Genomic DNA, 19,286 nt, shown 5'->3' with positions numbered 1-19,286 from the left:
GGAAGATGCGTGTCTCACCACGCGTTACGTGCCGTGAGACGCGCTCGAGGCAGCGCGTTTCTAGAACGGCGCATCGCCTTCGATGGTGGTGCGGTTGAGCCGACGGCGCAGGTGATCCGGCGTGCCGGCGGCAAGATGCATCACCGAGCGGTTGTCCCAGAACACCATGTCGTGCGGTTGCCAGCGATGCCGATACACCAATGCTTCGCGGGTGCTGTGTTCGAACAGAGCCTGCAGCAGCGCATCACTTTCGTCGTCGGGCAAGCCGACGATGCGAGTCGTGAAATGTTCGCTGACAAACAGCGCTTTCTGTCCTGTCTCCGGATGCGTGCGCACGATTGGATGCTGCACCGGTGTCACTTCGGCGATCTGTTCGGCCGTCAGCGCCGGACGCCACGGATTGCGCGCACGCAGCTCTTCGTACTTGGCCAGATAGCTGTGCTCGGCGCGCAGGTCCTGCACGGTGCGTTTGAGCGCATCGGGCAAGGTGTGCCAGGCCAGATGCTGATTGGCGAACAAGGTGTCGCCGCCTTCGCTGGGCAGCTCTTGCGCGTGCAGCAGCGAGCCCAGACTGGGCGTTTCCTTGTACGACAGGTCCGAGTGCCAGTAATGCCCGGCATCGCCCAGACCGATTGGTTCGCCGTTCTCCTTGATGTTGGACACCACCAGCACTTCCGGATGCCCACGCAACTGGAAATTGCGCAGCACATGGATCTGCAGCGGGCCGAAGCGACGGCTGAAATCGACCTGCTGCGCCGGGGTGATGCGTTGGTCGCGGAACACCAGCACGTGGTGGTCCAGATGCGCTTGATGGATACGCGCAAAGGTGTCCGCATCCAGCGGCTGCGACAGATCCAGGCCGATCACTTCGGCGCCCAGCGGGGCATCGAACGGCACGATCTGCACGCCGGAAGCTTGCACTGTGGAAACCGCATCGCGCGGGGTCTGCGCACGCGCGGCGGAAGTGACGCTGGCCATGACGGTGGCACCTCGACGGCAACGAAAGGCCGCCTGGGCCGGCGACCGGACAGACCACTCTAGGCAGTCGTGCCGCCGCTGCGAACGTACGATTGGCAACGTGCTTATGCGCTGCAGGTATATGCGACCCGGCATGACGGGCGACGCAGCTTGGCGCCACCCGATTCGAGCTCAACTGCTTTACGTCGATGAGTGTGTAGCAACGCAGCGAGCGCCGCCTGGGGCAGCGCAGTCGCTTTGTGGTGCACTCTTATTCCGCCCGCAACGCCAACGCCGGCGGCGTCGACAGGATGCGCCGGGTGCCCGACCAACCGGCCAACAGACTCAGTGCCAGGCCGAAGGCGCCGCCGATCAGCAGACGCGGCCAATCCGGCGTCAACGCGATTTCGAACGCCTGGCGCCCCACCACCGCGCCGATCACCGCCGCTGCGGTCACCGCCAGCGTTGCCGCCAGCAAGCCGAGCGCGCCGAATTCCACCAGCACCGCGCCACGCAGCTGCCCGCGCCGCGCGCCCAGCGTGCGCAGTACCGCGCTGTCGTAGCGACGCTCGCCTGCGGTGGCCTGCAACGCCGCCAGCAGCACCAGCACGCCGGCCAGCAGGCTGAAGCCCATCACCAGTTGCACCGCCTGCGCCACCTGGTCGATGACTTCGCGCACGCGGCCGAGGATGGCGTCGATATCCAGCACCGAGATGTTGGGATAGTCGCGGCTCAACGACGCCAGCTTGGGCGCATTGCCCGGTGGCAGATGGAAGCTGGAAATCAGGTTGTATGGCGCATCGCCGACGGAACCTTGATTGAGCAGCAAAAAGAAATTGACCCGGAACGAATCCCAGTCGGCCTTGCGGATGCTGGTAACGGTGAAGCTGCGCTGCTGCTCGCCCAGCAGCAAGGTGATGCGGTCGCCGAGTTTGAGCTGATACCGCTGCGCCCAGCCTTCTTCCACCGAGGCCTCCGGCGCAGTGCTGTCGGCGGCCCAGAATTTGCCTTCCAGCAAGGTATTTGCGGGGGGGAATGCATGCCGCCAGGAGAAATTGACCGGGCGGTTGTCGCCGTCGCCATTGTCCTGTGGATCGCGGTCGCCGCGCGCAGGCGGTTTGTCGTTGATCGCCACCAGACGCCCGGTCGAAAACGGCTCCACGGCCGCATCGTTGACGCCCAAGCCGCGTAGCGTCTGCAGCACCGGCGCGGTTTGTTCGGGCTGGATATTCATCAGGAAGTAGTTGGGCGTATCCACCGGCAGACGCTCGCGCCATTGCCCCAGCAATCCGGGGCCGACCACCGCCAGCAGCAATAGCGCGCAAAGCGACAGCGACAGCCCGACCAGTTGCACAACGCTCAGGCCACGCCGCCGCGTCAGCGAGGCCAAGCCCAACTTCCAGGCGCCACGCAGGCGATGCTGGATCGGCCGCAACAACGTGAGCAGCCCGAGCCCCAGGGCCATCGCCACCAGCGCCAATGCAGCCAGCCCGCCCAGCACCCAGCCGGCCAGTACCAGATTGCCGGTGGCATAGACGGTCAGCGCCAGCGTGGCCGCCAACGCAGCGGCGTAGACCAGCAACGAGCTCGGCGGTACTGCGGCGAAGCTGCGGTTGAGCACGCGCATCGGCGGCACGTTGCGCAGCCGCAGCAGCGGCGGCAGGCCGAAGCCCAGCAACAGCACCAAGCCGATGCCTGCGCCCGCCAGGGCAGGGGTGGCCTGCGGCAGCGGCAGCCGGTTCGGGATCAGGCTACCCAGCGCCTGCACCAGGCCTTCCTGCGCGAGCATGCCCAGGCCGATCCCGACCAGGCAGGCCGGGATCGCGGTCAACAGCAATTGCAGCGACAGCATCGCCAGGATGTCGCGCTGGCGTGCGCCCAGGCAGCGCAACACGGCGACGGTGTCGATGCGGCGCATCGCAAACCGGTTGGCCGCCAATGCGGTGGCCACGCCGGACAACAGCACCGCCAGCAGCGCCGACAAGGCCAGAAAGCGCCCGGCGCGGTCGAACGCCGCGCGCATGCCGCGCTGGGTGTCTTCGATGCCGACCAGACGGTATTCGCTGGCGCGTGGCTTCAACCAGGCGCGCAGCTCGGAGATGGCCTTCGGCGCACCTGAGAACATCAGACGGTACGAAGCGCGACTGCCGGGGCCGAGTAGGCCGGCGCCGTCGATATCGGCGCGATTGACCAACAACGGCGGCGACAACTGCATCAGCTCGCCGGAGGCATCCGGTTCGGCACGCAGCACGCCGGCGATGGTGAGATGGCCGGCGCCGAATTCCAGCTGCTCGCCCACCCGCAGGCCCAGCGCCTCGAGCAGACGCGGGTCGGCATAGGCTTGCCCCGGCGGCGGTGCGCTGGCGACGTTGCCTTCCGTGCCAGTGCTGTCCTTGGAGACCAGCAACTGACCCCGCAGCGGGTAGCCAGCGCCGACGCCGCGGATGTTGGCCATCTGGCTGGATTCGCCATGGAACAACACGCTGGGGAAGCTGACCATGCGCGTGCTCTGCAGCCCGCGCCGCTGCGCTTCAGCAGCGAAGTCGGCCGGGATCTCCTGGCGGCCGGTCACGCCCAGATCGCCGCCGAGCACTTCGGCCGCGCTGGAGGTCAGCGCCAACGTCACCCGGTCGACCAGCGTGCCGACCGCCGTCATCACCGCCACGCCCAGCACCAGCGCTGCGAACACGGTCAGCAGATCGCCGGCCAGGAACTCGCGGCGCACCGCACGCGCGGCCTGTCGCAGCACATTCATGCGGCCGGACCGGTCTGAGCGTGCAGGCGGCCGCTGTCGATGCGGTAGATGTGATGGCAGCGCTGCGCCAGCGTCATGTCGTGGGTGACCAGCACCAGGGTGGTGTCGCTGGTGGCATTGAGCGCGAACAGCAGGTCGCTGATCTGCGCACCGGTGGTCTGATCGAGGCTGCCGGTGGGTTCGTCGGCGAACAGGATGCGTGGTTTGGCCACGAAGGCGCGTGCCAGCGCCACGCGTTGCTGCTCGCCGCCGGATAGCTGGCGCGGGTAGTGGCGCGCACGTGCGCTCAGGCCGACCGCCTCCAACACCTCGCGCACCCGTGCCGGATCTTCGCGCCCGGCCAGTTCCAGCGGTAGCGCGATGTTTTCTTCGGCGGTCAGTGCCGGCAGCAGATGGAAGCTCTGGAACACGAAGCCGACTTCGCGCGCGCGCAGGGCGGCACGGGCTTCTTCGTCGAGCTGGCCCAGGTCCTGGCCGGAGAGCGCGATGCTGCCGCGGCTGGGCAGGTCCAGCCCGGCAAGCAGGCCGAGCAGGGTGGTCTTGCCCGAACCGGATGCGCCGACAATGGCGATACTGTCGCCTTCACTGACCGTCAAGCTCACGTTGTCGAGGATGTGGAGTGTTCCCTCCGGTCCACTGACGGACTTGCCGACCTCGCGGACGTCGATGGCGGTGCGGGTGCTGGAGCGGGGGGCCAGACTGTCGATGAGGAATCTCCGAATGCGTGAAAGAACACTGCGATATGGCGGGCTGGTCCTGTGGCTGCTGACACTGTCCCTGCTTGCGCCGGGAATTGCCTCTGCCAAAAGTCCGGTGGCAACCGCACCGATCCTGGTCGTGGGCGACAGCTTGAGCGCTGCGCACAACATCCCGTTGCAGTCCGGCTGGGTCACCTTGTTGGACCAACGCCTGAAGCGTGACATGGCGACGCCACCGGCGGTCGTCAATGCCAGCATCAGTGGCGAAACCACGTCTGGCGCATTGACGCGACTGCCGGGCCTGCTTCAAAAGCACCACCCCGGCGTGGTGGTGATCGAACTCGGCGGCAATGATGCGCTGCGCGGCCTGACCCCGGCCCAGCTCAAGGGCAACCTGGAAAAGATGATCCAGCTCAGCCAGCAGGCCGGCGCAAAGGTGCTGCTGCTCGGTATCGATGTGCCGCCGAACTACGGCCCGGCCTACCGCGAACGCCTGAAGGCGACCTATGCTGACCTGTCCAGACAGTACAAAACCGCGCTGGTGCCGTTCTTCCTGGAAAAGGTCGCGCTACAGCCTGGGCTGATGCAGGCTGACGGCTTGCATCCGACCGCTGCGGCTCAGCCGAAGGTGCTGGAAACGGTCTTGCCGGCGCTGCGTCCACTGCTCGGTCGCTAGGCGTCGTCTGTCACAGAACGTCGCCGGTCCTTCACGCCCTTTCCACCGTCGATCCGGCATGTTTCACAAAGCTGAAGACCGAGGAAAGTCCATGCGTCAGACCAAGGAAACGTCCGGCCTCGTGCTGGTCGTCGAAGACAATCGCAATATCTCCGAAATGATCGGCGAGTACCTGGAAGGCCGTGGCTTCGAGGTCGACTATGCGCAGGACGGACTGGACGGTTACCGTCTGGCCGCCGAGAACAGCTACGACGTGGTCGTGCTGGATCTCATGCTGCCGCGCCTGGACGGCATCGAAGTGTGCCGCCGACTGCGCAACGACGCACGCAAGTCCACCCCGGTGCTGATGCTGACCGCCCGCGACACGCTGGACGACAAGCTCACCGGCTTGGGCTTCGGCGCCGACGATTACCTGACCAAGCCCTTCGCGATTCAGGAACTGGAAGCGCGCCTGCGTGCCCTGATCCGTCGCGAGCGCCGCCAGGTGGGTTCGGAAGTGCTCAAGGTCGCCGACCTGGTGCTCGATCCGGTCAGCATGCGCGCCACCCGTGCCGGCACCGAGCTGCAGCTCTCGCCGATCGGCCTGCGTCTGCTCACCATCCTGATGCGCGAATCGCCGCGTGTGGTCACCCGCCAGGAAATCGAGCGCGAGATCTGGGGCAATGGGTTGCCGGATTCGGACACCTTGCGCAGCCATCTGTACAACCTGCGCAAGATCATCGACAAGCCGTTCGATCGCCCCCTGCTGCACACCGTGCAAAGCGCCGGCTATCGCATCGCCGACATCGCCCAACCGATGGCCTGATGTCACTGGCCGGTCGCCTTCTGGCGGCCGGCTTTTCCTGTAGGCGCTCACGCGCCGCTCGCTTCCGCGTGCTGCCGGCTGGTTGCACGACGGGCTCACGGAAGCGTTGCCTCTAATCCGGCGCTCTCCCTGGATGCCGCAATGCCGCACGGGCTCCCACGAAAAATACGTCTCGCCTTCCTGTTGCAGGTCGCACTGGCGAGTCTGGCGATCGTCCTTGGCGGCTATCTGATCTCCTTCGTGATCAAGTACAGCCTGGTGCGCACCGTACTGGCCGACGAGGCGGTGCATTTTTGGCGCCTGCACAAGAGTGCGCCGAACAACCCGCCGCCGAATACCCGCAATATCCAGGGCTATTTCTCGCCTGCCGGCAAGCTCGGCGACAACGCACCGCCGGTGTTGCAACGGTTGCCGCGCGGCTTCAGCGAAGTGGCCGCTGCCGACGCGCTGGTGTATGTGGATCAACGTCCGGAAGGACGCTTGTATCTGGTGTTTTCGCGTTCGCGCGCCGCCCATCTGACCTTGTGGTACGGCGTGGTGCCGGCGATCGTGGTGTTGCTGTCGATCTACGGCGTGTCGTGGTTTACCTATCGCATCTCCAAACGCCTGGTGTCGCCGATCAGCTGGCTCGCACGGCGCGTTTCACAGTGGGACCCGCGCAATCCGGATGTGGATGAGTTGGCACCGGAGCGATTGCCTGCCGAATTACAGGGCGAAACACGGCAGTTGGCCGCAGCGTTACATGCGCTGGGGCAACGGGTCAGCGACCACGTTGCGCGCGAACGCAATTTCACCCGCGATGCCAGTCATGAATTGCGCACGCCGCTGACGGTGATCCGCGTGGCCAGCGACATGGCCCTGGCCGACGACGAATTGTCGCCGCGCACGCAACGCAGCCTGCGCCGTATCCAGCGCGCCGGCCACGATATGGAAGCGGTGATCGATGCGTTTTTGATCCTGGCACGCGAGGCCGAAATCGACCCGCAAAGCGAAACCTTCGACGCCGCCGAACTGGCCAGCGAAGAAGTCGACAGCGCGCGTGAATTGCTTGGCGACAAGCCGGTGTCGTTGCAGATGGTCGGCGACCGCAGCCTGCAGATGTTCGCCCCGCCGCGGGTGATGCGCGTGGTGCTCAGCAACCTGCTGCGTAATGCCTGTGCCTACACCGACACCGGCAGCATCGAAGTCGAAGTGACCCAGGACCGCATCATCGTGCGCGACACCGGCATCGGCATGAGCGAAGAAGCACGTGCACGTGCATTCGAGCCATTCTTCCGCGCCGATCCCACACGCCCGCAGGGCACCGGCCTGGGCCTGTCGATCGTGCGCCGGCTGTGCGACCGCTTCGGTTGGCGGATCGAATTGCATAGCGAGGCCGATGTGGGGACGTCGGTGGCGGTGGTGGTGGCCTGAGGGCATCTTTTGTCGGCCGATCTGCCTGGTCTTACTTCTGCTCCAACACCGGTGCCACCGCTTTGCGCCAGATCGCGTAACCATCGGCGGTCATGTGCAGCATGTCCTCGCGAAACAACTCCGGGCGCGGCTTGCCGCTGGCATCCAGCATTGGCGTGTAAACGTCCACGTAGTCCACGCGCGGCAGCGGCGCGAGTGCGTCCTTGATCAGGCGATTGGCAGTCACGATTGCCGGCAGCAAATGCGCGCGCGACGGGCTGGGTTTGATCGACAGATAGCTGATGCACGCCTTCGGTAGATCGCGCCGAATGCGCGTTACGAATGCCAGCACATCGTCGCGCACCTGCTCCGGCGTACGGCCACTGTTGAGATCGTTGTCGCCGGCATACAGCACCACCTGGCGCGGCGCGTAGGGGAGCACGATGCGGTCTGCGTACCAGGTGCTGTCGCGCACTTCGGAGCCGCCGAAGCCGCGATTGATCACCGGCTTGCCGGGAAAGTCCTGCGGCAAGGTGTCCCAGAAACGGATCGACGAGCTGCCCACGAATACGATGCCGTGCTTGGGTGGCGGCTGCTGCGCGTCGCTGTCGGCAAAGCGCTGCATGTCGTTTTCCCATGCGGCATTGGAGACCTGCGCCGGGACTTGCGGCGCGGTGTGTGTGGTGTCGGCGTGGACGTGGCCGGACAACAACGCAAGGGCGCACAGCAGTGTGCGCAAGGGATGCTTGATCATGCGAGAGAGCCTGCGGCAGTGAAGCGGACCGCCATGGTGCGACAGGCTGGAAGCGGAGGGCAAACCTGCCGGCTTCCATGGCGTGGCATCGCTTTGCGCGCAGATCGCTTCTTCGGGCCTGGCCCGACCATGCGGCAGATGGTGCGCCTTGCGGCAGGATCCGACTGCCTTGTAGGCCCAACGCCACCTGTTCGGACAGGTGTCACGCCCTGGCGGTGCGCAGCGCCACGGTGCAAAATTCGGCCTTTCCTGAGTAGCGACCACACCATGCGTTCGATCCGTCCCCTGATACGCCCTTGCGGCCGGAAGCGCTGACGCGTGGCCGATCAACTGGGACACGTGCCGCGCGGCCCGCGCCGCATGCTCAAGGCGGCAATCTGGTCGTGGCAGGGATTGCGCGCGGCATGGCTGCATGAATCTTCGTTTCGGCTCGAGGTCTGTCTGGCCGTGGTGCTGGCCCCGCTGGGGCTGTGGCTCGGTCAGTCCGGTCTGGAGCGCATCGCGCTGATTGCGCCCTTGCTGATCGTGCTGGCCGCCGAATTGTTGAATTCCGCGATCGAGGCGGTGATCGAGCGCTACGGCCCGGAACACCATGTACTGGCCGGCCGCGCAAAGGATATGGGCTCGGCGGCGGTGTTCTTGCTGCTGATCAATGTGCTGCTGTGCTGGGGGCTGATTCTGTTGCCGCGGGTGTTCTGAGAGCGATTGGTCACGCGCGCGCCGTGGCAGCCAGGCCCTTGTAGGCGATTGCTTAGCGAAAGCGTGGAGACGTACATGGCGATGCGACGCATCAGAGTGCGAGTGCGAGTGCGAGTGCGAGTGCGTCAGCGGAAGAGCCCGGCGTTCGTGTGGCGCGTAGTGACTCTCTTCAACAATTGCCAGCCTCTGCCGCGCCTAGCGAGCGCGCGCGCACCGATGCGTTCGAACTGAGGGTGTTCTTAATCCAAGAACTGCTCGCCCAGTGGAACAACCCGCCAGGCGGGCGCATGTGCATGCCGGCTTGACTTGCCACATGGCATGCTGCGGCTCTCTTCTACGGAGTCGCCTGCATGCCTGTCCTGATTCGCGCCCTGGTGTTGCTGATGCTGACCGTCTCGCTGTCCGGTTGCGGTTACAACGCGATCCAGCAGAAGGAGGAAGGCGTCAAGGCAGGTTGGTCGGAAGTGCTGAATCAATATCAGCGCCGCGCCGATCTGATTCCCAATCTGGTGCGCACGGTGCAGGGCTACGCTCAGCAGGAGCGCCAGGTGCTGACCGAAGTGACCAATGCGCGTTCGCGCGTCGGGCAGATTCAGGTCAACGCCGACGACGCAGCGTCGCTGAAGAATTTCCAGCAAGCGCAGGGCGAACTCGGTAGCGCGCTGTCGCGTCTGCTGGTGGTCAGCGAGAATTATCCGCAGCTCAAATCCGACCAGTCGTTCCGCGATCTGCAGGTACAGCTGGAAGGCACGGAAAACCGCATCACCGTGGCGCGCGGTCGTTATATCCAGACGGTGCAGGAGTACAACACCTATATCCGTTCGTTCCCGCAGGTGATCACCGCCAAGATCTTCGGGTATCAGCCCAAGCCGAATTTCACTGTGGAAAACGAAGCGCAGATCTCGCGTGCGCCGCAGGTGAATTTCGGTAATCAACAAGCGCCGCAGCAGCAGCCTGTGCAGCAACCGCAGCCTGCGCAGTAAGTAATTGCGATTTGCGCAGCATCAAATACTGCGGGGTTGGCCGCACGGCATGTCGAGGCAATTGTTAGGTTAGGCATGTCGATCTATCTATCGTCCGCTTGCTCAACCAACTTTCAGAAGCTGGGCATCAAGCCCCTCTCCAGCGGGAGAGGGGTTGGGGTGAGGGTACGGCGCGAAGCCTCTGTGTCATCTAATTGCACGAGGCTTCGTTCGTACCCTCATCCGCCCCTTCGGGGCACCTTCTCCCGATGGGAGAAGGTAACGGCTGAGTTTCAGTACTCATCAGGTAGGAGTTAGCTAATGCGGCAAACGCACAGATGGGTGTTGTGGCTGATGGCGCTACTGCTATTGCCGGCATCGCTGCTGGCGCAGGATCTAGCGGCGATTCCGCCATTGCGCTCGCCAGTGGTCGATGTCACCGGCACGCTGGACGCCACCCAGATCCAGCAACTCGAGCAGCAGGCACTTGCCTTGCAGCAGCGCAAGGGCGCGCAGTTGCAGATCCTGATCGTGCCGACCACCCAGCCGGAGGCGATCGAGCAGTACACCCAGCGCGTGTTCGACCAGTGGAAGATCGGCCGCAAGGGCGTGGACGACGGTGTGTTACTGCTGGTGGCCAAGGACGACCGCCGCGTGCGGATCCAGCCCGGTTACGGTCTGGAAGGCGCGATCCCCGACATCACGGCCAACCGCATCATCCAGGAGTATCTGGCACCGCGCTTCCGTGAGGGCGACTACGCCGGCGGCATCAGCGCTGCAACCGCGACGCTGGCCGGTTTGATCGAGGGCGAGGCCTTGCCTGCGCCGGTCAGCGGGCATGCCGATGGCGGCTTGGGCAATGGCTCGGGCGGTGGCGGCGGCTGGATCATGGCGTTGTTCATCGGCTTTGTCGTCGCGATGGTGGCGCGCGGCATTCTCGGCGCGTTGCCGCGGCCGCTGCGCGCGTTGCTGACCGGCGTCGCAGCCGGCGGTGCCGCACTGCTCTTCACCTCATTGTTGTTCGCCAGCGTTGGCGCTGCGGTCATCGGGCTGCTGGCGGGGCTGGCATCCGGCTCGCCGGGGCGCTTTGTCGGCGGCGGCGGCTGGGGCGGCGGCGGGTTCGGCGGATTTGGGGGCGGCGGCCGTGGCGGGTTCGGCGGCGGCGGTTGGGGTGGTGGTGGCGGGTCATCGGGAGGCGGTGGCGCCTCGGGGAGCTGGTAATGCGTTGGCTCAGGCATGTCTTTGCGCCCTCGGCGCAGCGTAGTTTCCCGGCCAGTTGCATGGACGCGATTGCCGCAGCCGTTGCAGCCAGCGAGCGTACCCATACCGGCCAGATCATGGTGGCGGTGGAAGCCGATCTGCCGCTGAGCGCGCTATGGCGTGGGCACACCGCCCGGCAACGCGCCGAACAGGCCTTCGCGCAATTGCGCACCTGGGACACCGACGCCAATAACGGGGTGCTGCTCTATCTGCTGCTGGCCGACCACGCCATCGAAGTGGTCGCAGACCGCGGTCTGCGCAGCCGCGTGCCGGATGCGCAGTGGGCGGAGGTGTGTCGGCGCATGCAGGAATTTCTGCGCGACGGCGAGCACGAGGCGGCGGTGCTAGCCGGGATCGAGGCGGCGACCGAGCTGTTGAGCGAGCATTTCCCGGCTGCTGCGAACGCGCAGCATGAAGACGAGCTGCCCGATCGTCCCCAGCTCTTAGGCTGAGCGCGTGCGAGATGTCAGAATAGACGCCTCGCTTTTTTGTGATCCGCGGTCCGCATGATCTATCTGCACGCCATCGACCCCATCGCCTTCTCGCTTGGCCCGGTGCAGGTGCACTGGTACGGGTTGATGTACCTGGCCGCGTTCTTCTCCGCCTGGGCGTTGGGACGCTCGCGCATCCTGCGCGGCCGCCTGCCGGGCGTGGACATGGACGGATTTTCCGACCTGTTGTTCTACGGCATGCTCGGTGTGGTACTGGGTGGGCGCATCGGCTACATGCTGTTCTATGCGTTCGACAGCCTGCTGGCCAACCCGCTGATTCTGTTCAAGGTGTGGCAGGGCGGCATGAGCTTCCATGGCGGCCTGCTGGGCGTGCTGATCGCCTGCGGGCTGTGGGCGCGCAAGCACCGGCTGCACTTCTTCGACGTGATGGACTTCGTGGCGCCGCTGGTGCCGTTGGGTCTGGGCTTCGGGAGGCTCGGCAATTTCGTCGGCGGCGAGTTGTGGGGCAAGTTCACCCAGGCCGGATGGGGCGTGATCTTCCCGCTTGCGCCGGAATTGGCCGGCCAATTGCCTGCCCAGATCCAGGCGCAGTACGCCACCGGTGCGTTGAATCAGTTCGCGCGCCATCCCTCGCAGCTGTACGAAGCCGCGCTGGAAGGCGTGGTGATGTTCGTGGTGTTGTGGGCGTTCTCGCTGAAGCCGCGTGCGCGTTATGCGGTGTCGGGGATGTTCGCGCTGCTGTATGGCGTGTTCCGCTTCATCGTGGAATTCGTGCGCGTGCCCGACGCGCCGATCGGCTACCTGGCCTTCAACTGGCTGACGATGGGGCAGATTCTGAGCCTGCCGTTGATCATCGGCGGGCTGGTGTTGCTGGCGATGTCGCGCCGCGCGCCGGTGTTGCAGCCAGTGGTGGTGGACACCGCCGTGGCGGGAGCTGCCAAGTGAAGCCGTATCTGGACCTGCTGCAGCATGTGCTGGAACACGGCGCTGAGAAGTCCGATCGCACCGGCACCGGCACGCGCAGCGTGTTCGGCTGGCAGATGCGCTTCGACCTCAACGACGGCTTTCCGCTGGTCACCACCAAGAAGCTGCACTTGCGCTCGATCATCCACGAGCTGCTGTGGTTTCTGCAAGGCGACACAAACATCGGCTATCTCAAGGACAACCAGGTCCGCATCTGGGACGAATGGGCCGACGCCGATGGCAATCTCGGCCCGGTTTACGGCAAGCAGTGGCGGCGCTGGACCGGCCCGGATGGTGTGGAAATCGACCAGATGCAATGGCTTGTGGACGAGATCAAGCGCAACCCGGATTCGCGCCGGCTGGTGATCAGCGCCTGGAACGTGGGCGAGCTACCTCAGATGGCGCTGATGCCGTGCCACAGCCTGTTCCAGTTCTATGTGGTGAACGGCAAGCTCAGCTGCCAGCTCTATCAGCGCAGTGGCGATATCTTTCTGGGCGTGCCGTTCAACATCGCCAGCTATGCATTGCTGACGCATATGGTGGCGCAGGCCACCGGGCTGGGCGTTGGCGATTTCGTGCACACCTTGGGCGACGCACATCTGTATTCGAATCACTTCGATCAGGCGCGCGAGCAACTGACGCGCACACCGCGCGCGTTGCCCACGTTGCGCCTGAATCCGGAGGTGACCGATCTGTTCGCGTTCCGCTTCGCCGACATTGCCATCGAGGGTTACGACCCGCATCCGGCGATCAAGGCACCGGTTGCGGTGTGAGCGGCGGTCGCATGATGCAGCCTGCCTGCGCGGTATGCTGAGGCATGAAAATCATCTTGATCGTCGCCCTCGACCGCAACAACGCCATTGGCCGCGATAACGAATTGCCGTGGAAGTTGCCGGACGATCTCAAGCGCTTCAAGGCGCTGACGTTAGGCAAGCCGATCCTGATGGGGCGCAAGACCGCGCAGTCCTTGGGGCGTGCGTTGCCGGGGCGCTTGAATCTGGTGCTGACGCGTTCCGCGCAGGTGCCGTTCGAGGGCATGCAGGCGGTGAGTTCGATCGATGAAGCGATCGTGCAGGCCGATGCGGCCGGTGCGCAGGAGCTGTGCGTGATCGGCGGTGGCGAGGTGTATCGCCTGACGATGGAACTGGCAGATGTTCTGGCCGTGACCGAGGTCGCCACGATCGTGGAGCAGGCCGACACCCACTTTCCGCCGATCGACCCGGCCGTGTGGGAACCGGTACAGCGCGAGCGACACACGGCCGATGCCCGCCATGCATTCGCATTCGATTATGTGGACTATCGCCGGCGCTGAGGCATGCGCGTTGCTGAAAGACCGATCGCTGCAGTGCGCAGTGGCGCGTGCGTTGAATGAGCGGTTGGTCGCTACCGCCGCATCACGTTCAAGCAACCAAGCGCGGCTGACACAACGAGTGCGTGGATGCAGGCGAAACATCAGCGCACTCAGGAATGGAACACTCAGGAATAGAAACTGGGCGTCGGCGGCTGCTGCCGCAGCGCCCATTCGCCGAGCTCGCGCAGCTTGTAATCGACCGGGTCGTGCAGCGTCTGGGTACGCAGGTTGCGCCAGTAGCGGTCCAGCCGCAGCGCGGCGTGGGTGGCGCGTGCGCCGGTGACTTCGAACAGCTTGCTGCAGACCTCCAGCCCGACACGGGTGGTGGCGACCTTGGCGGCAGCCACCGCCAACGCGACCTGCGCGCGTTCGTCGCTGCTCAGTGCGTGTTCCTTGCGCCAGGCGGCATCGAGCAGCTCGGCGGCGCGGCCGGTGAGTAGCCGGGCACTTTCCAGGCCCAGCCAGAACTCGCCGTAATGGGCCAGGATGTAGGGATCCTCGCTGGCCTGTTCGACACCGGAGCGATGCCAGGCGCGGGCTTGGGTCAGGGTGTAGGTGCGCGCTTCTTCGAACGCACCCTCGGCAATCCCCAGGAACAGATGCGCGAACAGCAACTGCGCGATCAGTGGGCGCAGACAGGCGAACGGTGTGCTCAAGGGGCCGGGATCGAGCAACAGTTCGCTTTCTTCCACGCGCACGCGTTCGAAAGTGGCGCTGCCGCTGTCGGTCTGGCGCTGGCCGATGTTGTCCCAGTCGTGGCCCAGCGAGATGCCGCTGCGCGCAGTGGGAATGGCGCCGATCAACAGTTTGCCGCTGCGTTCGTCCAATGCAGAGGCGATCAGCATCTGCGAGTCGATGGCGCCGGAACAGAAACTCTTTTTGCCGGAGAACTCGCGCCAGCCGTCGCGGTGCACGGCGACGGTGCGGGTATCCAGCGGATTGAGGGCGTTGCCCCAGAACCAGTGCGCGCGCGCGGTCTGTTCCAGCCACGGCCGCCACTGTGCTGGCTGGCCGAACAGGCGCACGGTGGCCAGCATCAAATGGTGGAAGCCGAAGACATGCGCGATGGAGCTGTCGACCTTGGCGAATGTGCGCACGATCTGCAGCACCTCGCTCCAGCTGGCGCCAAGGCCGCCGTACTGCACGGGAATGCTCAGCGCGAGCAGGCCGCTGGCGCGCAATGCATCGCGTTCGGCCTTGGGCGTGCCGCCGCGTGCGTCGCGTTCGACCGCGGTCTCGGCGAATTCGGCCGCCAGGCGCTGGGCGGTCTGCAGCGGAGTGAGCACGGACGGTTGTGGTGGGAGGCTCGTCATGCGCGATGGCCTTGTCGGATGGGAAACAGTGCGGTCAGTGCGGGTTGACCAGTAGCAAAGTGTTGAGTGCTGATGATCGGGGCGGCAGCCAAGCAGCGTCTTGCGCCTGCATTCCAGTTCGGCAGACGCGTCAGGCGCGGCGAGCAAAACGACTGTGCGCTCATCAGATCGGCATGCACGGTAGTCGGAATCTCATGTGCCACGCTTGCATGACATTGTCTGCGCCTTGTCCAAGGCCGGCCGACGGCCGCTCTCGCGCCTGATCACCACTTCAAAACACATGAATGTCGTGCAGCGCCGCGAGCAGGGTCTGGCGGGCGTGACGCAGTGCCGGTTCGTCGGCCTGACGGTCGCGCGGACGCGGCGTGTCCAGCTGCAGTGCATGCGCAATCGATCCGGGCTGGCCGCCGATAACAATCGCACGGTCGCTCAGGTAGACCGCTTCTTCGATGTCATGGGTGACCAGCAGCACGCTGAACGCATGTTCGCCTGCCAGGCGCAGCAACAGGTCCTGCAGCTTGATGCGGGTGAACGCATCCACCGCGCTGAAGGGCTCGTCGAGCAGCAGCACGCGTGGTTGTCGATATAGCCCGCGGGCCAGCGCCACGCGTTGCGCCTGGCCGCCGGACAGTTGCTTGGGCAGCGCGCTTGCGTAGTCGAGCAGGCCGACCTCGCCCAGCAACTGCTGCACGCGTGGAGATTGCCGCGCCGCAGCTGGCGATAGATCCGAATCGTCGGCAAAGGCGACATTGGCGGCCACGTCCAGCCACGGCAGCAGGCGCGGTTCCTGGAAGATGAAACCGATGCGCCGGTCGACCCCGCGCACGCGCGCGCCATCCAGCAGCACATCGCCGGCGTAATCGCGTTCCAGACCAGCCACGATGCGCAGCAGGGTGCTCTTGCCGCAGCCGCTGGCGCCGATCAGGCTGACGATCTCGCCCGGTGCCACCTGCAGCTCGATGTCGCGCAGCACCTGGCGTGCGCCGAACTGCTTGCCGGCGATGCGCAGCTGCAGACCGGTGCTGCTCACGTGTAGTTTCCTGCGTTACCAGGCGCGCTGCGGTTCTGCAGATTGTCGCGCCAGCGCAAGGTGCGCGATTCGATCGCCTTGAGCACGCTGTCGCTGAGCTTGCCGAGCAGGGCCAGCAGCACGATCGCGCCGATCACGATATCCGGCCGCGAGGTTTCGCGCCCGTCGCTGAGCAGATAGCCCAGCCCGCGCGTGGCGGCAATCAGTTCGGCGGCCACCAGAAACATCCAGGCCAGACTCAGGCTGGTGCGCAGCCCGGTGAAGATGGACGGCAGCGCCGCCGGCAACAGGATCCGCCGCACCAGGCGCGGTTTGGACAGGCCGTAGCTTTCGCCCAGTTCCACCAGCGTGCGGTCGACCTGGCGCAGGCCGCTGACCACGCCCAGATACACCGGGAAGAACGCGCCGATGGCGATCAGGGTGATCTTCGGCGCCTCGTCGATGCCCATCCACAACAACAGCAACGGTACCCAGGCCAGGCTGGGCACTGCGCGTAGCGCCTGGAAGCTGGGGTCGATCAGCTGTTCCAGCCAGCGGCTCAGTCCAACCCCGACGCCGATCAGCAAGCCCAGGCCGGCGCCGATGGCGAAGCCGGCCAGCACCCGCAACACGCTGGCGCCGATATGGCTGGCCAGGCCGCGGCCGGCCTCGTCTGCCAGCGTGGTCAGGATCTGGCTTGGCGGCGGCAGCAGGTAGCGTGGTGTCCAGCCGAGCGCCGAGGCGATTTCGAGCGCGCCGAAGAAGCTCAATGGCAACAGCCAGCCGAGGCTGCTGGCCGGCAGTCCGAGTCGCAGTCGCGACGGCGTCGACGCGGTCGTGGTCGATAAGCTGCGCGCGACGCGCAAGGAAGTCTCGTTCATCGCCGCGCTCAGCCCTGCGCCACGCGTGCGCGTGTGGCGTAACTGGGATCGATCAGTGCGGCCAGCACCTTGGTCAGGTCGGTGCCGGGCCGGACCAGGCCTTCTTCCAGCAGGATGGGTGCCGCGCTCTGCAGCGCCGCCCGCTCTTCGGGGCCAATCACCGGATTGCGCAGGTCGGTGCGCTGCAGCTGTAGCGTGGCGACCTGGAGTGACAACCGGGCCTCGGTGGCGATCAGCGCAGCAAGTTCGTCGGGGTGGGCGATCGCCCATTTGCGCGCTTTTTCGTAGGCCTGGATCACCAGCGGAATCTGATCGGGGTAAGCGGCCGCGAAGGTCTCGCTGACATTCAAGAAACCACGGGAATTGAAGGCGACGTTGCGGTAGATCAATCGCGTGCCCGCCTCGATCTGGCTCGCGGCGAGGTGCGGGTCCAGGCCGGACCACGCGTCCACATCGCCGCGTTCCAGCGCGGTGCGCCCGTCGGGATGCTGCAGATGGACGATCTCCACCGCGTTCTTGCTCAACCCGGCCTGCCGCAGCGCGCGCAGCAGGAACAGGTAGGCGTCGGTGCCCTTGGTGGCGGCGATGCGTTTGCCCTTGAGTTCGGTCAGTTGCCGGATGGGCGAGTTCTTGCCCACCGCCAGCGCGATCCATTCCGGGCGCGAATAGATGTAGACGGCCTTGATCGGATTGCCGTTGGCGCGCGCCAGCAGCGAGGCCAGGCCGGCGGTGCTGCCGAAGTCGATGCTGTTGCCGCCCAGGTATTCCAGCGCGCGATTGCTGCCGGCCGACAGCACCCATTTGACTTGCGTGCCCTGCGCCTTGAGCGCTTGTTCCAGCCAGCCGAAGTGCTTGAGCACCAGCGAGGTCGGCGAATAGTAGGCGTAGTCCAGGCGCAGTTGTTTGGGAACCGCACCTTTGGCTTGCGCAAGGGCGGTGCTCGACAACAGCGGCGAGGCGCCGAGCGCGACGCCAGCGAGGGTTCCGAATTTCAGCAGGTTGCGGCGCTTCATAAATGCTCCAGTCAGCGCGCTGCAGCGCGCGGCACGATGGTGTTGGCGATGACCTCGCCGAAGGGGCCGCTCAGGGCCTGCCCTGGCAGCTTCTGCTTGAGCGCGCGCGGCAGCAGCGGGAACACCAGCTCGGCGAAGCGGTAGGCCTCCTCCAGATGCGGATAGCCGGAGAAGATGAAGGTGTCGATGCCGAGCGCTGCGTATTCCTCGATGCGCTTGGCCACGGTCTGCGGGTCGCCGACCAGCGCGGTGCCGGCCCCGCCACGCACCAGGCCCACGCCGGCCCATAGATTCGGGCTGACTTCCAGATCGGCGCGGGTGCGGCGCTGACCGCTGCTGTGCAGCGCGGCCATGCGCCGCTGGCCCACCGAGTCCATGCGTGCGAAGGCGCTCTGGGCGCGCTCTACGGTGTCATCATCGAGGTGACTGATCAGCGACTCGGCTGCCGCCCACGCCTGTTCATCGGTCTCACGCACGATCACATGCAGGCGGATGCCGAAGGTGAGCGTACGCCCGAGCGCGGCGGCCTTGCTGCGCACCGAGGCGATCTTTTCCGCCACCGCTTCCGGCGGCTCGCCCCAGGTGAGATAGGTATCGACCTGTTCGGCGGCCAACTCATGCGCAGCATCGGAAGAACCGCCGAACCACACCGGCGGATACGGCTGCTGCACGGTGGGATACAGCAGCTTGGCCGCCTTCACCTGCAGATGTTTGCCGTCGAAGTCGTAGCTGTCGCCTGCGTGACTGTGGGCGATGATCTCGCGCCAGATGCGGATGAATTCTGCCGAGGCTTCATAGCGCTCGGCGTGGTCGAGAAACACGCCATCGCCTTCCAGCTCGCCACGGTCGCCGCCGGTGACCAGGTTCACCAGCAGGCGCCCTCCGGACAGCCGATCGAAACTGGCGGCCATGCGTGCGGCCAGCGCTGGCGCCATCAGGCCAGGGCGCAGCGCGACCAGAAACTTCAGCCGGCGTGTGGCGTTGATTAGACTGGACGCGATCACCCACGGGTCTTCGCAGGAACGCCCGGTGGGAATCAGCACCCCGTCGTAGCCCAGGGTGTCGGCCGCAACGGCCACCTGGGTCACATACTCGGCGCTGACCTGGCGTGCGCCGGCGCTGGTGCCCAGATAGCGGCTGTCGCCGTGGGTGGGAATGAACCAGAACATGTCCATGGTTGGTCTCTTGGGTGCGAGTATTCGGTGCGAGTCCCTCGCAGGAGCCCGCACATCCATGTGCGGGGATTAGATCGGGCGAGTCCCTCGCAGGAGTCGCATATCCGTGTGGGGAGTAGAACGGGCTAATTCGTTGCGGGAGCCATCGCATCTATGCGTACGTGTGCTGGG

General features: G+C 65.5%; 19 protein-coding genes. 10 read left to right on the top strand and 9 right to left on the bottom strand.

The features are described from left to right. Positions 1-60: 60 nt before the first annotated feature. The 3 genes from AC1KVG_RS03245 to AC1KVG_RS03235 all read right to left on the bottom strand — a co-directional run bounded on the left by AC1KVG_RS03245 (position 61) and on the right by AC1KVG_RS03235 (position 4,308). Positions 61-978: a TauD/TfdA dioxygenase family protein gene (locus AC1KVG_RS03245; RefSeq protein ID WP_115039827.1), complete on the bottom strand. Its 918-nt coding sequence runs from the start codon at positions 976-978 to the stop codon at positions 61-63. Positions 979-1,228: 250 nt separating this feature from the next. Beyond that, on the bottom strand, positions 1,229-3,712 hold the full coding sequence (locus tag AC1KVG_RS03240; protein ID WP_481093489.1) for an ABC transporter permease: 2,484 nt from the start codon (positions 3,710-3,712) through the stop codon (positions 1,229-1,231). Then, on the bottom strand, positions 3,709-4,308 hold the full coding sequence (locus AC1KVG_RS03235) for an ATP-binding cassette domain-containing protein (protein WP_115040279.1): 600 nt from the start codon (positions 4,306-4,308) through the stop codon (positions 3,709-3,711). Before AC1KVG_RS03235 ends, AC1KVG_RS03240 begins: the two co-directional genes overlap by 4 nt. Before the next feature lie 109 nt (positions 4,309-4,417). On the opposite strand from AC1KVG_RS03235, the gene AC1KVG_RS03230 reads away from it, so the two are divergent. From AC1KVG_RS03230 to AC1KVG_RS03220, 3 genes are all read left to right on the top strand, one after another. Beyond that, positions 4,418-5,086, top strand: coding sequence for an arylesterase (locus AC1KVG_RS03230; RefSeq protein ID WP_481093618.1), 669 nt, complete (start codon positions 4,418-4,420; stop codon positions 5,084-5,086). Between the two features lie 91 nt (positions 5,087-5,177). Then, a complete protein-coding gene (locus tag AC1KVG_RS03225; RefSeq protein WP_002811889.1) occupies positions 5,178-5,891 on the top strand; it encodes a response regulator transcription factor in 714 nt (237 codons plus the stop codon). Positions 5,892-6,032: 141 nt separating this feature from the next. Next, the gene (locus AC1KVG_RS03220) at positions 6,033-7,304 is read left to right on the top strand and encodes a sensor histidine kinase (RefSeq protein ID WP_183086883.1); all 1,272 of its coding nucleotides are present in this window, start codon (positions 6,033-6,035) and stop codon (positions 7,302-7,304) included. A gap of 31 nt (positions 7,305-7,335) precedes the next feature. Here the strand turns inward: AC1KVG_RS03220 and AC1KVG_RS03215 are convergent, their stop codons facing one another. Next, positions 7,336-8,037, bottom strand: coding sequence for an SGNH/GDSL hydrolase family protein (locus AC1KVG_RS03215; protein ID WP_481093488.1), 702 nt, complete (start codon positions 8,035-8,037; stop codon positions 7,336-7,338). A gap of 318 nt (positions 8,038-8,355) precedes the next feature. On the opposite strand from AC1KVG_RS03215, the gene AC1KVG_RS03210 reads away from it, so the two are divergent. The 7 genes from AC1KVG_RS03210 to AC1KVG_RS03180 all read left to right on the top strand — a co-directional run bounded on the left by AC1KVG_RS03210 (position 8,356) and on the right by AC1KVG_RS03180 (position 13,685). Further along, on the top strand, positions 8,356-8,736 hold the full coding sequence (locus AC1KVG_RS03210; protein WP_023902762.1) for a diacylglycerol kinase: 381 nt from the start codon (positions 8,356-8,358) through the stop codon (positions 8,734-8,736). A gap of 350 nt (positions 8,737-9,086) precedes the next feature. After that, positions 9,087-9,719: a LemA family protein gene (locus tag AC1KVG_RS03205; RefSeq protein ID WP_481093487.1), complete on the top strand. Its 633-nt coding sequence runs from the start codon at positions 9,087-9,089 to the stop codon at positions 9,717-9,719. 300 nt (positions 9,720-10,019) lie between these two features. Beyond that, positions 10,020-10,919 (top strand): TPM domain-containing protein, encoded by a 900-nt coding sequence (locus tag AC1KVG_RS03200; protein WP_481093486.1) that lies wholly within the window; start codon positions 10,020-10,022, stop codon positions 10,917-10,919. After that, the gene (locus AC1KVG_RS03195; RefSeq protein ID WP_481093485.1) at positions 10,919-11,410 is read left to right on the top strand and encodes a TPM domain-containing protein; all 492 of its coding nucleotides are present in this window, start codon (positions 10,919-10,921) and stop codon (positions 11,408-11,410) included. Before AC1KVG_RS03200 ends, AC1KVG_RS03195 begins: the two co-directional genes overlap by 1 nt. Before the next feature lie 54 nt (positions 11,411-11,464). Continuing rightward, the gene (gene lgt / locus AC1KVG_RS03190; RefSeq protein WP_104550680.1) at positions 11,465-12,355 is read left to right on the top strand and encodes a prolipoprotein diacylglyceryl transferase; all 891 of its coding nucleotides are present in this window, start codon (positions 11,465-11,467) and stop codon (positions 12,353-12,355) included. Then, positions 12,352-13,146 carry a thymidylate synthase gene (locus tag AC1KVG_RS03185; RefSeq protein WP_481093484.1) on the top strand — a complete coding sequence of 265 codons (795 nt, stop codon included), beginning with the start codon at positions 12,352-12,354 and terminating at the stop codon, positions 13,144-13,146. The genes lgt and AC1KVG_RS03185 overlap by 4 nt, the downstream gene beginning before the upstream one ends. Positions 13,147-13,190: 44 nt before the next feature. After that, entirely contained in the window at positions 13,191-13,685 is a 495-nt protein-coding gene (locus AC1KVG_RS03180) for a dihydrofolate reductase (protein ID WP_481093483.1), read from the top strand. 164 nt (positions 13,686-13,849) lie between these two features. Here AC1KVG_RS03180 and AC1KVG_RS03175 read toward each other — a convergent pair whose 3' ends face one another. The 5 genes from AC1KVG_RS03175 to ssuD form a co-directional block, all read right to left on the bottom strand. Next, a complete protein-coding gene (locus AC1KVG_RS03175) occupies positions 13,850-15,037 on the bottom strand; it encodes an acyl-CoA dehydrogenase family protein (RefSeq protein ID WP_481093482.1) in 1,188 nt (395 codons plus the stop codon). 271 nt (positions 15,038-15,308) lie between these two features. Next, a complete protein-coding gene (locus AC1KVG_RS03170) occupies positions 15,309-16,067 on the bottom strand; it encodes an ABC transporter ATP-binding protein (protein ID WP_481093481.1) in 759 nt (252 codons plus the stop codon). Continuing rightward, complete coding sequence (locus AC1KVG_RS03165; RefSeq protein WP_481093480.1) at positions 16,064-16,927, bottom strand: ABC transporter permease; 864 nt, start codon at positions 16,925-16,927, stop codon at positions 16,064-16,066. Before AC1KVG_RS03165 ends, AC1KVG_RS03170 begins: the two co-directional genes overlap by 4 nt. Positions 16,928-16,935: 8 nt before the next feature. Then, complete coding sequence (locus AC1KVG_RS03160; protein WP_481093479.1) at positions 16,936-17,940, bottom strand: aliphatic sulfonate ABC transporter substrate-binding protein; 1,005 nt, start codon at positions 17,938-17,940, stop codon at positions 16,936-16,938. A gap of 11 nt (positions 17,941-17,951) precedes the next feature. After that, complete coding sequence (gene ssuD, locus AC1KVG_RS03155) at positions 17,952-19,115, bottom strand: FMNH2-dependent alkanesulfonate monooxygenase (protein ID WP_481093478.1); 1,164 nt, start codon at positions 19,113-19,115, stop codon at positions 17,952-17,954. Between the last annotated feature and the right edge of the window lie 171 nt (positions 19,116-19,286).

This window comes from Xanthomonas sp. NCPPB 3959 (assembly GCF_056675575.1).
The sequence above is the reverse complement of the archived record's forward strand: the minus strand, read 5'-3'. Positions and strand labels throughout refer to the sequence as shown.